The organism is Cohnella sp. OV330 (assembly GCF_900112065.1).
In the GTDB taxonomy this organism is placed as follows: domain Bacteria; phylum Bacillota; class Bacilli; order Paenibacillales; family Paenibacillaceae; genus Cohnella.
In genome coordinates, this window is record NZ_FOKE01000007.1 from 41,984 (window position 1) to 55,241 (window position 13,258).

At 59.4% G+C, this 13,258-nt stretch carries 7 protein-coding genes; 6 read left to right on the forward strand and 1 reads right to left on the reverse strand.

Going from position 1 to position 13,258, the window contains the following annotated elements; translation table 11 throughout:
• Nucleotides 1–281: 281 nt before the first annotated feature.
• From BM235_RS17340 to BM235_RS17365, 6 genes are all read left to right on the forward strand, one after another.
• Nucleotides 282–3,362 (forward strand): glycosyl hydrolase, encoded by a 3,081-nt coding sequence (locus BM235_RS17340; protein ID WP_158544040.1) that lies wholly within the window; start codon nt 282–284, stop codon nt 3,360–3,362.
• A 32-nt stretch (nt 3,363–3,394) separates the two neighbouring features.
• The gene (locus BM235_RS17345) at nt 3,395–5,605 is read left to right on the forward strand and encodes a helix-turn-helix domain-containing protein (protein ID WP_143106696.1); all 2,211 of its coding nucleotides are present in this window, start codon (nt 3,395–3,397) and stop codon (nt 5,603–5,605) included.
• Between the two features lie 592 nt (nt 5,606–6,197).
• Entirely contained in the window at nt 6,198–7,781 is a 1,584-nt protein-coding gene (locus BM235_RS17350; protein WP_090115496.1) for an extracellular solute-binding protein, read from the forward strand.
• 88 nt (nt 7,782–7,869) lie between these two features.
• Entirely contained in the window at nt 7,870–8,778 is a 909-nt protein-coding gene (locus BM235_RS17355) for an ABC transporter permease (RefSeq protein ID WP_255374440.1), read from the forward strand.
• Nucleotides 8,779–8,790: 12 nt separating this feature from the next.
• Complete coding sequence (locus BM235_RS17360; RefSeq protein ID WP_090115497.1) at nt 8,791–9,657, forward strand: carbohydrate ABC transporter permease; 867 nt, start codon at nt 8,791–8,793, stop codon at nt 9,655–9,657.
• Nucleotides 9,658–9,799: 142 nt separating this feature from the next.
• The gene (locus tag BM235_RS17365; RefSeq protein ID WP_090115498.1) at nt 9,800–11,830 is read left to right on the forward strand and encodes a family 20 glycosylhydrolase; all 2,031 of its coding nucleotides are present in this window, start codon (nt 9,800–9,802) and stop codon (nt 11,828–11,830) included.
• A gap of 4 nt (nt 11,831–11,834) precedes the next feature.
• Here BM235_RS17365 and BM235_RS17370 read toward each other — a convergent pair whose 3' ends face one another.
• On the reverse strand, nt 11,835–13,241 hold the full coding sequence (locus BM235_RS17370) for an extracellular solute-binding protein (RefSeq protein ID WP_090115499.1): 1,407 nt from the start codon (nt 13,239–13,241) through the stop codon (nt 11,835–11,837).
• Between the last annotated feature and the right edge of the window lie 17 nt (nt 13,242–13,258).

Sequence of the window (13,258 nt, forward strand, 5' to 3'; positions counted from 1 at the left end):
TCAGCGATATTCGCGATTGTTGGGCGCCATGCGACTGTGCTTTTTTATAGATTTTGATCTTTTTTCAAGGAACCCGAAAGAAATTGCAACATGCGCGATACCGCTCATTTCCCCCAATCGCCCGTATCTATATGATGTAGATAAAGATGAAGATAGGGTAGAGAGACGAAAAAGGGGGCGGTGAGTGGGACATGAAAAAAATACCAGAAACGCAATCAGGATGCATCGGATATAAGGAGCTGCAAGACAAATGGTCGAATCCGCCCATGGAGTGCCGACCGGTGCCATTTTGGTCGTGGAACGGCAACCTGGAGCAAGGCGAGCTGAACGAGCAGGTCGAAGGGTTCAAGGCGCAGGGCATGGGCGGCTTCATGATGCACGTGCGCGAGGGGCTCGAGACGCCTTACCTCGGGGACGACTTCATGGATCGCATCCGAGGGACGGTCGCGAAGGCTAAGGCGGAAGGGATGCATGCTTGGCTGTACGACGAAGACAAATATTCGTCGGGGATGGGCGGCGGCCGTGTAGGGCGGATCGGCGGCGACGCCGTCCGCGCGAAGGCGCTGTCGCTCGCCGTGGAGCGGACGCTGGACGCGGACGATGCGATTCAAGCGGCGTACGTCGCGGTCATCGAAGGCGACGCGCTTCTCAGCTGCGCTAGAATTCCGGAGTCAGGCGCAGGCGCTGCGGGTCGCGTCCTGGCGGAGAACGAAGCGTACCTGATCCTGCGACGCCACGTCGCGGCGCCGAACGAATGGTGCCACGGGGACGCGTACCCGGACGCGCTGAATCCCGAGGCAGCCAGGCTGTTCATCGAGACGACGCACGAGAAATACAAGGACGCGGTCGGCGAAGAATTCGGCCGCACGATCCCCGCGATTTTTACCGACGAGCCGTCCATCCGCGGATTCAACGAGGGCTTGAACCGGCCGGACATGACCTGGATCGCTTGGTCGGACCTGCTGCCGGAGGCATTCGCCTTGCGTCGCGGCTACGACATCTGGGAGCTGCTGCCGTATTTTTTCTTTAACGGCCCGCATGCGGCGCGGATCCGGCACGATTATTGGGCGACGGTGACGGAGCAATTCGCCGATGCCTATACGAGACAGCTGTCGGATTGGTGCCGGGCGAACGGCATCGAACTCGCAGGGCATTATTGCGAGGAAGGCAGCCTGATCGGCTCCACGCTCCACTGCGGCGCCGTCATGCCGCATTACCGGTATCTGGACGTGCCCGGCATCGACACGCTGTGCGAGCAGACGGACGAGAGCCTGACGGTGAAGCAGATCTCGAGCGTCGCGAACCAGTACGGCCGGAAAAAGGTCATTACGGAAACGTACGGCGTAACGGGGTGGGGGCTTACCTTCGAGAGCCGCAAGTGGATCGGCGACTGGCAGTTCGCGCTCGGCGTCAACGTGCTGACGCACCATCTCGCGCTCTATACGCTCCGCGGATGCCGCAAGCGGGACTATCCGCCATCGTTCAACTACAACGTCAATTGGTGGCCGCACAACCGGACGATCGAGGACTACTTCGCGCGTCTCGGCGCGGTGCTGAGCGAAGGCAAGGTTCGAAGGGACGTGCTGGTCGTCCACCCGGCGTCCTCGGTCTGGACGCAGCTCGGGCGGGACGTGCAGTCGGGCCCGTGGCGCAATCGGGCAGGCATATCGGCTGAGTTGGAGGCTTATAACAAGGCTTTCAACGCGCTGGTAGGCCTGCTGCTCGGCGAGCACTACGACTTCGATCTGGGCGACGAGACGATCCTGCGCGAGATCGGCGCGGCGCAAGGTGACAGGCTCGCGGTGGGGGAGGCCGTCTACCGCGTCGTCGTGCTGCCGGACCTGCGCAACCTGGCGCGCCCGACGCTTGCGCTGCTGCTCGCCTATATGGACGCCGGAGGCATCGTGTTGTCATACGGGGACGGGCCGGGGTTGCTGGACGGCAGGGAGTCGGCCGCCGAGCTGTCCGCGTTGACGGGACATGCCGGGTTCCGGCAGCTCCGCGATATGTATCGGCTGCCGGAGGCGCTGGCCGGGCTGTTCCCGCGGCCTGTCAGCCTGCGGGGCCGGGACGGGGCCGAGGAGCGCCGTCTTCTCTGCATGCGTAGGGAGCTGCCGGACGGCATCGTCGTGTTCGCCGCGAACAACGATCGCGAAGCGGGCTGCGAGGCGGAGATCCGGATCGAGGGCGCAGGGACGGTCGAGCGGTGGGATCCGCTGTCCGGCGCTGCGCAGCCCGTCGCATCCAGGCATGAGGGAGGCTTCACGGTATTCGAGGAGCGGTTCGGTCCGACGGATGCCGGCTTGTACGTGCTGCGCGTGGGCGAATCCGAAGCACGCCAAGTCGCCGCGGGAACCGCATCGCACGCGCCGACGGACGATGCTGCGCGTGCGATGCAGCATGCCGAGCCTTGGCTCGTCCTCGACGGACCGGTCGCTTTTTCCCGCGGCGCCCCTAACGCCCTCGTACTCGATCGCTGTCAGTATCGCCTTGGAGACGAGGCATGGTCGGAGGAGACGGATGTCTGGCAGGCGCAGCGGGCGCTGCGCGAACGGCTGGGCATGCGGCAGGTTTATGCGAACGGCAAGCTTCAGCGTTACCTATGGATCGGCGAGCCGCATGCCCGGGACGGGGCCGAAGCGGCTTTCCGCTTCACGTTTCACGCCGCCGATGTCCCGGAGGGGGGCGTCCGCTTGGCCTTCGAGCAGGTGGAGCGCTTCCGGTTCGCCTTAAACGGGCGTCCCGTGGCGCATTCGCCGGGAGGCTGGTATCTGGATCGCAGCTTGGGGACGGTCGAGCTGCCGCGGCTGGCGCAAGGAGACAACGTGCTGGACGTCGCTTGCGCCTATGCGCAGGATATGGAGCTGGAGGATGCGTTCCTCCTCGGCGACTTTGCGCTTGACGAGCGCCGCAGCTTGGTTCGGGAGCCCGCGCGCCTGGTTCTTGGGGATTGGTGCCGGCAGGGCTACCCGCATTACTGCGGGAGCATGATCTATCATTTTGAATTCATGGCCGATGCAACCCGGGACGCCCGGATTTTCATGGAAATGGGACCGTACGAGGCGGTAACGATGAAGTTGACGATCAACGACCGTCGCGAGCAGGCGATTCCATGGCGGGCCGCGGGCACGGTCGAGCTGACCGAGTGGCTGACAGAAGGTCTCAACCGGCTGGATATCGAGGTCGCCGGCAGCCCCCGCAATCTGCTCGGTCCGTTCCACGAGGCGGAGTCCGGCGCCGTATGGACCGATTGGTGGTCGTTCCGGCCGACGGGAGACGATTATACGCCGGATTATCGTCTTCTGCCCTACGGAATCAAGGGGCCGATCAAGCTTTTTGTTATCCCCAACGCAACCATTTAATGTTACGATCAGAGGAAAAAGGAGGAAGTCGCATGAGAAAATTCAATCCGATCCCTTTGTTCAAAGACCGGTCCACCTCTTTGTTTTTGCGGCTTCTTTCTGGCTTCCTCTGCATTATCCTGCTGATGAGCTCTCTCGTGCTTTACTTTTACGCCGAATCGAAAAAAAACGTCCGCGACCAGATCGTGAAGTACAACACGCTGATGCTCCAGCACACGACGGAAGGCTACGAAAAGCATCTGGACATGGTCAAACGCCAGATGCTCGTATTCCTGCTCAGCGAGAAGGCGCAGAGCCTGCGGACGACGCCGAATTACCGCGAGATTCCGCTTTTGCAGCAGGAGATCAACGGATGGACCTCCGACGTGCAGATGTACATGAACAATATCGTCTTTTACAGCAAGTCTAACAATCTGATCGTCGAAAGAGGCACGAGCGCGCACGCCGATTCGATGTTTAACGTGTTTTACGAGAGCGAGGCGTACGATGCGGCGTTCTGGGAAAAGCAGTTCGACGAAGATTACAGCACTCGCGTGCTGCCCGCCGCCGTTTTCCGCAATCATATGTTCCGCGAAGCGACGTCGACCATCGGCGAGCTCGTACCGATCGTTTTCAAGACCAAGAGCAGCCATGATTTTTTGATGATCGTCTTTTTGGACGCCCAGAAAATATATCGGGCGCTCCATCAGGCCGCCGGCGACGATTTTATGATCTTGGACGATACGGGCCGCGCGATCTACCGCAGCGTCGGCCAAACGCCGGAGATCGACCCCGCTGCGCTGCGCTCGGCAAGCGACGGAGAGTACGTATCGAACGGTAAATACTATTTTCAGTCGAAAGGCGCCCTGTCCGGATTCACCTACGTTCAGCGCGTGCCGGTCGAGCGGATCGCGTCGCAAACCCGGATGAACGTCACGCTGATCGTCGCGGCAGGCGTGTCGATCGCGCTAGGCATCGTCATCTCCTGGCTGTTCGCGGCCGGCATCAACAATCCGCTTCAGAAGGTGATCGGCGCCATCCGGGGCGAATCTGGCAGCGCTTCGTTCCGGTCTTCGATCCGCGAGTTCAACATTATCCGCCACCAGCTGCAGGACAAGGACAAGATGCAAAAGCAGCTCGCGTTCCTGCAGCAGCTCAAGGCGATCCCCAGCCACGGCGCCCCGCCGCCAACCGCTTTTAAAGACGAGCCGTTCGTCATCGTGCTGTTCCACGCGATGAGCAGGCGGGAGGAAGACGACGAGCAGGCGTTCTTCCGGACGTGGCTCAGTTATATGAAGGTACATATGGAAGACCGGCTTGGCCGGGCCTTCCCCGAATCGATGACCTTTCACATCGAGACCAATCAAATCTTGAGTCTCGTCTATACGAGTCAGCGCGAGGAAGTCATCATTCGCCTGAAGCAGATGGAGCCGCTGTTCGAGCAGGATCGGGCGTTCGGCACGGTGACGGTCGCCGTCTCCTCCGTATTCGGCAGCGCGAGCCGCATCGGCGCAGCCTATCAGGAAGCGCAAGATCTGGTACTCGAGCGCAAGCTGGCCGACCGGATGCAGATCGTGACCGATCGTACGGCGGGGGCGGAAGCCATCGGATTTTCGCCGGATCAATGGAAGGAGTTCCAGTCGAACTTGCGCGAAGGCAACGAGGCGCAGCTGACGAGCCTGATCAAGCGCGTCTTCGCCAAATGGCAGGGCAGGGAAGCGACGGCGGCCGCTTGGCTCGCATTCGGCGAGGGACTGATCGGCAAGATCAAGAGCGAAGCCAGCCCGCTCGTTATCGCGCCCGACCGGCTGCAGTCGATCTTCTTGGACATCGATCGTCAGTTGCGTCGCTGCATTGCCGCGCCCGAGCTCGAGGCGCTGCTTACGTCCAAGACGGCGCTCGCCGCCGAGGCGTTCCGGGAGAAAAAGCAGCTTCGGGACCCGATCACGACGTTTGTCGTCGAATACGTCAATCAGCATCTGTCGGAAGAAATCTACCTGGACACGCTGGCCGAACGGCTCAACCTGAGCGGCGGCTACTTGTCCTCCTATTTCAAAGAGAAGACGGGGATGAACATCGTCGACTTCATCAACGAAACCCGGATCATGAAGTCTGCGAGCTTGCTCGCGGACAGCAAATACAAGGTTCAAGACGTGGCCGAAGCCGTCGGCTACCGTAACATTACCTCCTTCAACCGCATGTTCAAAAAGTACATGGGACTCACGCCGAGCGAATTTCGCAGGAAACCCGGCGCGGAGAGCTGAAGCAGAAGAACGAAAAGGCTGACGTGCGGGCCATCGCGGAAGGTCAAAGGCGAACATGAAGAAAGGCGTGTCCGGCATTGGGGAGCGACGGGCGTGAAGAACGAAGCGCGCTGCGGTATGAAGCGGACCCCAGAGACGTTATTTCTCGCTTTTTGCCGATTATCGCTCTGTTGCGGACCGAGCGTCGGTTATTTCGGTAAATCAGGCCGCCGCAACCTCGAATTAAACGAAGTAGCGGACGTCGTGTCCGAAACGTCCCGAAGTTGGCCGGTACCTAGCGAATAACGGATGCTGGGTCCGGAAACCGCGGGCGATGGACGAGAAGGACGAAGCGCGCAGTACCGAGCGGCCGCCTTAGAGCCGTTATTTTTGCGGAGGGCTCGCGCTTAGGCTGATGTTTAGAAAAGTGGGCTTTTTTTCGACTATCCGAAAAAAGCTGCAAATTGGCCGCTTTCCGGTGATTTACGGACCGGCCGGACGATGTATACGATGGGTTGCATAAGGCGGCGGACGAAAAGCAAACGCGCCGAGCCGCCTTTGTAAGCGCAGCCAGCTCCAACGGCTTAGCAAACCATTCGGGAAGGGGTTTCCTATGAAAAAGAAAACGACGGGCAAAAGCGCCGCAGGCGTCCTGGTCGCCTCCGCGCTGACCGCCGCCATGCTGGCGGGCTGCAGCGGCAACAACAATAACAATGCGGGAGCGTCAAGCTCCGCGGCGGCATCGCCGAGCGCCAGCGCCTCCGCCGGCGGCAGCGCCTCGGCATCCGCTTCGCCGAGCGCAGCGCTGCCCGAGCCGGGCAAGATCTCGATCTTCACCGAATATTCGACCGCATGGCCGCCTCAGGCGGACTGGGGCGTCTGGAAATGGGTGAAGGAAGAGACGAATATCACCGTCGAGCAAAAGACGTCCACGACGACCGTGCCGTCGGAAGCGCTCGCGCTCGCCGTCTCGTCCGGCGATATGGCGGACGTCATGTCGGTCTTCCCGGGAGACGTGCAGAAGTTCGGCTCGCAAGGCGCCTTCCTCGATCTGTCGAAGCACATGGACAAAATGCCGAACGTCAAAGCTTACCTGGACAGCCATCCCGTCATCAAGATGCGGGTGACGCAGCCGGACGGCAAGATCCTGAATATCATCAACGACGGCGCCGGCGCGGGCAACCAGCTGGTCTGGTTCTATCGCGAAGACATCTTCGACAAGAACGGACTGACGCCGCCTAAAACCTGGGATGAGCTCTACGAAACGTCTAAAAAGTTGAAGCAGCTGTATCCGGACAGCTACCCGCTCGTGTTCCGGCACGGCCTCGGCACGTTGTCCATATTCGCCCCGTCGTTCGGCATCCTGCCGGAATACCAAAAGGATGCGGCGACCGGCAAGATGACGTACGGGCCGCTTAACCCGAACTACAAGAAGATGATCGAGTACCTGAACAAGTTCTACAAAGAAGGGCTGTTCCCGCCGGACTGGCTGTCGATGGACTACAAGGCGTGGACGCAGTTCATGGCCACGAACAAATCGTTCATCAGCGTCCAGTACATCGGCCAGATCGAGACGATGAACAACCAACTGACCGAAGGCCGTCTGAAGTTCATGGCGCCGCCGCTCGGCGCGGGCGACAAGGCGTATCTGCCGCAAGGCGGTTACGAGGATTACGGTTTCTCCGTCGCTTCGAATACGAAAAATCTGGATGCCGCGCTGCGGTACCTGGACTACATTTACTCGGAAAAGGGACGCGACATCCAAAGCTGGGGCAAGGAAGGCGAAACGTACACGATCGTCGACGGCAAGCGCAAACTGAACGACGTTTATAAGGAATCGAACGACCTGCGCCGCGTATCCGGCATTCTGTCGGCGGGCACTTACGGCTGGTTCGACTTCGAAGCGCCGCTGTCCTTGATCAAGGAAAGCGAGCGGGAAGCTTACGTCGAGTCGCCGAAGTATCAGTTCCCGGTCACCAGCACGCTGCCGATCCTGTCCAAGGAAGAGACGGATTCGATCTCTACGCAGATCGACGCCATCTACAAATATTACTCGACGTCCATCAGCAAGTTCATCATGGGCGAGACGCCGCTCACCGAGTGGGACAACTTCATCAAAGAACTGGATAAGTACGGTCTGCAAAAAGTGCTGCAAACGTATCAAGTCGCGCTCGATCGTCAAACCGCGGCTCAATAACGAAGAATCGGCATAACAACGAAGAGCGGGGCCGTCGTCGGAGCATCGACCGACGGCCCTCTCCATTTCGCGGAAAGGGGATGAAGCCGTGAAGCCAACGCTGATCCGGAATCTGAAGCGAGACCGGACTTACTTCCTGCTGCTCGCCCCCGTGTTGCTGTACTACGTGCTGTTCAAGTATGTCCCCATGTTCGGGATCATCGTATCCTTCAAGGACTACAATCTGTTCGCAGGCGTATGGAAAAGCGACTGGGTCGGGCTGAAATATTACAAAATGTTTTTCCAGAACCCCGACGCTTACGACATCATCAAAAATACGTTCGTGCTCGGCATTTACAAAGTGGTATTCGGGTTCCCCGCGCCGATCATTCTGGCGCTGCTGCTCAACGAGCTGCGGTGGAAGGCTTACAAGCGCTTCGTTCAGACCGTCAGCTACCTGCCTCACTTTCTGTCCGCCGTCGTCGCCTCGGGCATCATCATCATGCTGCTGTCGCCGAGCACGGGCTGGATTAACCACGTCATCCAGAGCTTCGGATTCGAGCCGGTCAACTTCTTGCAGCAGGCGTCCTGGTTCAGGACGGTCTATATCAGTTCGGAAATCTGGCAGGAGATCGGCTGGGGCTCGATCATCTACCTGGCCGCGCTCACCTCGATCGATCCGCAGTTGTACGAAGCAGCCCGCATGGACGGCGCGAGCAGGTGGAAGCAGACGCTGCACGTGACCCTGCCCGGCATCGCGCCGGCGATCGTCATCCTGTTTATATTGCAAATCGGCAAAATCCTCGAGTTCGGCTTCGACAAGGTGTACCTGCTCTCCAACGCGGCTACGTACGAGACGTCCGACATCATCGCGACTTACGTATACCGCATGGGGATTATCCAGGGCAACTTCAGCTACGCGACGGCGATCGACCTGTTCATGGGGCTCATCGGCCTGGTCTTCGTCTACTCCGCCAACCAGGTGAGCCGCAGATTCGGAGAGACCAGCCTATGGTAAGGAGCGACTGTCATGACTAAACGCATCGGCGTCTTCGATATCGTCAACGTCCTCATCCTGGCCTTCGTCGCGGCAGTGGCTTTGTTTCCGTTTATCCACATGGCATCCGTATCGCTCAGTTCCGCGCATTACGTCGTTCGCAACGAGGTCAGCTTCTGGCCAAAGGGTCTGCAGTTCGATGTCTATGCCGAGGTGCTTCGGGACAATCGTTTGCTAGTTGGCTACAAAAATACGATCATTTACGTCGTGCTGGGAACCGCGCTGTCGCTTTTCTTCACGTCGATGGGCGCATATTCGCTCTCGAAGCGGACGCTCACGTTCGGCAAGCAGATCATGCTGCTCATCGTGTTCACGATGCTGTTCAGCGGCGGGATGATCCCGACTTATCTGGTCGTGCGCAGCTACCACCTGATGGACACGGTGTGGGCGATGGTGCTGCCCGGCCTGATCTCGACCTGGAATCTGATCGTGATGCGCACCTTTTTTCAGGGCATCCCCGCGGAGATCGAGGAGTCCGGCAAGATCGACGGCTCGTCCGACCTTCGCACGCTCTTCAGCATCGTGCTCCCGTTGTCCAAGCCCGTCCTGATGACGATCGGTCTATTCTATGCCGTCGGCATCTGGAACAACTTCTTCCATGCGCTGCTCTATCTGCGGGAAGAGAGCCTGTACCCGCTGCAGCTCGTCATCCGCAATATCGTCATGGTCGGCCAGATCGGCGACGCCATCACGAGCGCGGCCAGCGATCAGCAGGGCATCGTGCTCGAATCGCTTAAATATGCGTTTATACTCGTGGGCACGCTGCCGATTCTCGTCGTTTATCCGTTCATCCAGCGGCATTTCGTGAACGGCGTGCTGATCGGCTCGGTGAAGGGCTGAGCCGATGGCGCGAAGCCGCCGTTCGCCTGAAAAAAAGTCAAAATAATCGCATCGATCGGTCATATCGTTCCTTAAACGTACGCGTTCAACGTATGGTACGCTGTTGACCTAACGTTAAAGGGATGAGGGGAAGGAAACGAGCATGCAGATTCTCGAACAGGATTACTTGACCGCTCGAACCGCGTTCGCGGCAACGGGGGCTTACCTCACGCCTGATACGGAAACGGACTGCGCATACGAAGCCGTGACCGAATTGCTGGCCGAAGCGTTCGTCCGCGCGCCGGGAGAGGCCGCCTACCGGTCTGTCGCCTTTCGCGAGCAATGGCCGCATGCGCTTGCGTCGCGGCTGCGCGCAGAGTTCGGCGCAGGCGCGACGGAAGACCCGGAAGCCTATGCGATCGTGTCGGAAGAGGATCGCATCGAGGTTTACGCGGCCACGGGACGCGGCCTTCTATACGGAGCGGCGACGCTGGTTCGCCTCTCGAAGGAAGGCTTCGTCCCGCACGGGCTCCTTTACAATCGACCGGTCTGCCCCGTGCGCGGCCTGAAGCTCTACTTGCCGACACGCGACGGCATCGCATATTTTAAACGTTTCGTCGACATGCTGTGCCGCTTCCAGTACAACACGGTCATGCTGGAGGTCGGCGGGGCGATGGCGTACGAGCGCCATCCCGAGATCAATGAGGGCTGGGTTCGTTATTGCGCGGAGATGCGCGAATATAGCGGCAAGACGATACGCATCCAGGAACAGACCTTTCCCTGGTACAAAAACTCGATGCACGTCGAGAACGGCGGCGGCAGCTTCTTAACGCAAGACGAAGCGCGGGAGCTCGTGCAGTATTGCAAGGCGCGCTTCCTGGACGTCATTCCCGAGGTGCCCTCGCTTAGCCACTGCGATTATTTGCTGATCAATCACCCCGAGATCGCCGAGCGCAAGAACGATCCGTACCCGGATACGTACTGTCCTTCCGACGAGCGTTCGTACGCGCTGCTGTTCGACGTGCTGGACGAAGTGCTGGACGTATTCGAACCGGAGACGGTGCATGTCGGCCACGACGAATATTACAGCATCGGCCTGTGCGAGCGCTGCAAAGGCAAGCCGGCCGAGAAGCTGTATGCGGACGACCTGTCGCGCATTCATGGCTATCTGGCGGAAAAAGGCGTGAAAACGATGATCTGGTGCGAGAAGCTCATCGACGCCATGGATACGAGCGGCAAGCCCTGGGGCGGCGCGGAGCGTCCGATGGTCAGCCATGAGACCGGCGTGCCGTTCGGCGAGACGATCCCGCCTACGTTCAAGGCGATCGGCATGGTGCCGAAGGATGTTCATATGCTTCATTGGTACTGGCAGATCGACGCGGCTTACGACCGGCTGTTCCTGGATCGGGGGATGCGGCTCGTCTACGGGAATTTCGACGGACCGTCCTTCCTGAATTGGAAAGAGCGGCGCGAGGCAGGCGCGCAAGGCGGCATCATCTCCAACTGGAGCGAGACCGCCGAAGGCAATCTGCAGCGCAACGGGATCCTCTTTTCGATGGCTTACTCGGCCTTCATGTTCTGGCGGGAGGACTACGCGGAAGGAGACTACGCGGACGTGGCCGATGCTTCGTTCGAGGCTTTGTTCCGCGACCGGTATCGGTCGCTCAAACGCCTTGCGTCGGACGCGGGAGCCGATTCGGGGACCGCGTACGTGGAGATCGTGCACGCGACGGACGATTTTTGGCCGTATCGCCGCTTTTTTGACGGGATCTTCCTAGAAGTGAACGAGTACCGGATCGGCGCGTATACGCTCGTATACGCCGACGGCACCGAGGCGGAAGCCCCGATCTGCTATGGTACGAATATATCCGGGCTCGACCGCAGCTGGGATCGCGCCGTACCGAACGACGATCCCTTGAGCAAGGACGGTTACAGAGCAGACGATTCCTTACTGGAGGCCGCCTATACGACGCGACCGACCCGGACGCCCGCGGGTACCTATTACCGCTGGATTCTCGAAAATCCGTTTCCCGGCAAGACGGTCGCTCGCGTCCGCCTGACCGTGGACGATCCGTCCGCCGCCAATATTTTCGTTCAGGAAATCCAGCCGTATCCGACGTCGTCCGCCTGTACGGCCGGAAGAGCCGCCCGCAAGCCGCTGGTTCGGATTCTGGGCGAAGGCGGCATCGTTTGACTGGCTAGATGAAGGTAGGAGCCCGCTCCGTTTCGGAGGCGGGCTTTTCCGTGTCCTCCAGCCGCTGCAGGACGGTTTCCGCATCCTCCAGTTTTGTCCAAAATAGAGTCAGCTCATGGTTCATCCGGTTTAGCGAGCCGGAGGTCGCGTTCAGGTCGCTATGAAAATGAAAGGTCGGGATAATATCGCGGTACATGTGAAAACGAAGAGGCCGTTCATCCTTATGCTCTCTGTTTTCGGCTGCTGATCTCAGGCTTGGAATGCTCAGCGTATGCCTGCGAACGCTCAGTTGAGACTCTTGGGATAGCAGAAAGTCCATAAGCGTCTTCGCCGCCTGCTTGGAAGCGCCGTGCTTGTTGATCGCGAGGCCGATGACCAGCAATAGCGTTCGGGCTTCCTTCGAGTAAGGGAGCGGAGAAATATCGAAGTCCAGCCCCGATTGACGCAGCGCGTTCATGCGGAAGTAACTCGTGACGATCATCGATACCTTCTGATGGGCGAACAGCCGCTCCGACACTTCCTCGTCCGTCATGGACAGCGACGCCAACTGGTCATCCACGTAGCCGAGGCCTTTTTCCAGGCATCGAATGAGATGCGCGTCCCGATAGATCGGTCTGCCATCCGGTTCCGTCCGGAACTTAAAGCCTTCTTGAAGCAAAAATAGCGGCCAGCGATTGGTAGAGGCGAGATTGAACAAAAAGCCGAGACGGTCGCGTCCGCGGGAGAGCGTTTCGTTTGCGCGGCCGACGTCGGCCCACGTCCAGCCGCTGTCGGGTTCGGACAAGCCGGCTTCCCGAAAATGGCTTTTGTTGTAGCACAGCACGATCGGGGAAAAAACGAACGGCTGTACGTATAGCGTGCCGTCCGTCGTGAACGGCTTGGTCAGGAAAGGAAAGATGCCGTCGATGGGCTCGAGTGGCTCGAAAGCGTCGGGATGAAGACTTCGATCCTGAAACTGCTCGTAGTTCTGCAGATTAACGGTCACCAAATCGATCGCTTCCCGTTCCATGCTCTCGCGCATGGTCGGAGAGTATTGGGTGTACGGCAATGGGATCATATCGACGCGTATATGCGGATATCGCGCGCGAAAGTCGTCGATCAACCCATTCAGGTTCGCGTCTTGTACGAGCGAAGGGTAGTAGCCGAACTTGACGACCGTACGGTTTGCAGGATCCATTGGAAGGACGCGCGCCCCGACTCGCGGCTGTTTTTCGATGTATCCCTGGTCCACGAGCGTATCGAGCGCTTTGCGGACGGACTTTTTGCTGAGCTGGTACTGCTCCCCTAGCGCGATCTCGGAGGGAAGCAGCTCGTTTTCTTTATATTTGCCCGTCGCGATATCGTTCGCGAGCGCGGCGATCATGTCGTCCATACGGGTCTTGAACGTCGTGCGCTTCGGTCGGTTGGTCATGACGCACCTCTTAAGCG

Coding starts and splice junctions, on each gene's coding strand:
- BM235_RS17345 (WP_143106696.1), top strand. CDS start 3,395: ATGAGAAAATTCAATCCGATCCCTTTGTTCAAAGACCGGTCCACCTCT.
- BM235_RS17350 (WP_090115496.1), top strand. CDS start 6,198: ATGAAAAAGAAAACGACGGGCAAAAGCGCCGCAGGCGTCCTGGTCGCC.
- BM235_RS17360 (WP_090115497.1), top strand. CDS start 8,791: ATGACTAAACGCATCGGCGTCTTCGATATCGTCAACGTCCTCATCCTG.
- BM235_RS17365 (WP_090115498.1), top strand. CDS start 9,800: ATGCAGATTCTCGAACAGGATTACTTGACCGCTCGAACCGCGTTCGCG.
- BM235_RS17370 (WP_090115499.1), bottom strand. CDS start 13,241: ATGACCAACCGACCGAAGCGCACGACGTTCAAGACCCGTATGGACGAC.